1 protein-coding gene is annotated in these 598 nt (G+C 34.4%); it reads right to left on the bottom strand.

Features of this window, described 5'->3' with window-relative positions:
* Nucleotides 1–114 precede the first annotated feature (114 nt).
* On the bottom strand, nt 115–321 hold the full coding sequence (locus JK188_RS17660) for a YbfA family protein (RefSeq protein WP_006660462.1): 207 nt from the start codon (nt 319–321) through the stop codon (nt 115–117).
* Nucleotides 322–598 lie beyond the last annotated feature (277 nt).

Raw genomic sequence — 598 nt, 5'->3', positions numbered from 1 at the left:
GCTTTAATTTAAATAACATTGAAGTATAGGAATTAATTATTATGATTTTTATATAAAAAAATCCCCACAATTAAATTATTGCAGGGATATCTTTTTAGTGAATTGAATCACTGATTAACGATGGCTTTCCATCGTTACTTCCGAGCTAGCCAACCATACAGGTTTATCGCTCGTTTTAGCCCAGACTTTATGCAGGTAGCTATAAAATCTTGCTCTTTTTGGGTAAAAAACCATAACCGGAAACGCAATAATGCCAGCTGTTACAGCAGCAGTGCGGCGTAAAAGTACCTGATTACGGGAATATTCTTGATATGTGGACATCGATATCCTCCTTCAGTAGCCACTTAATTTTACCGATTCCAGTCTTGCTCTTTACTTCTATTTCACTTAATTCATGTTTAACTCAATTTGCATTGAGCGTGAATCACCAAAGAGGCACTAAAATCGAACACCAAGGTTAATCTTCACTAACGGAATCTATAATAGCGCAACTTGTGTAATTAAACTACTCATCTGACCACTTAAATATAAAATAAATTAACTTTTTGGCTTAGTTTCGTTGCTTTATTACGAAATGTAGCCAGATATCGTATAAAAC

It is taken from the genome of Providencia sp. JGM181, from assembly GCF_018257375.1.
GTDB lineage: Bacteria > Pseudomonadota > Gammaproteobacteria > Enterobacterales > Enterobacteriaceae > Providencia > Providencia lanzhouensis.
Note: the sequence above shows the minus strand (reverse complement) of the source record. Positions and strands in the feature narration are given on the sequence as shown.

Excerpts from the sequence above, each read along its gene's own strand:
- JK188_RS17660 (WP_006660462.1), bottom strand. The coding sequence starts at position 321 with ATGTCCACATATCAAGAATATTCCCGTAATCAGGTACTTTTACGCCGC.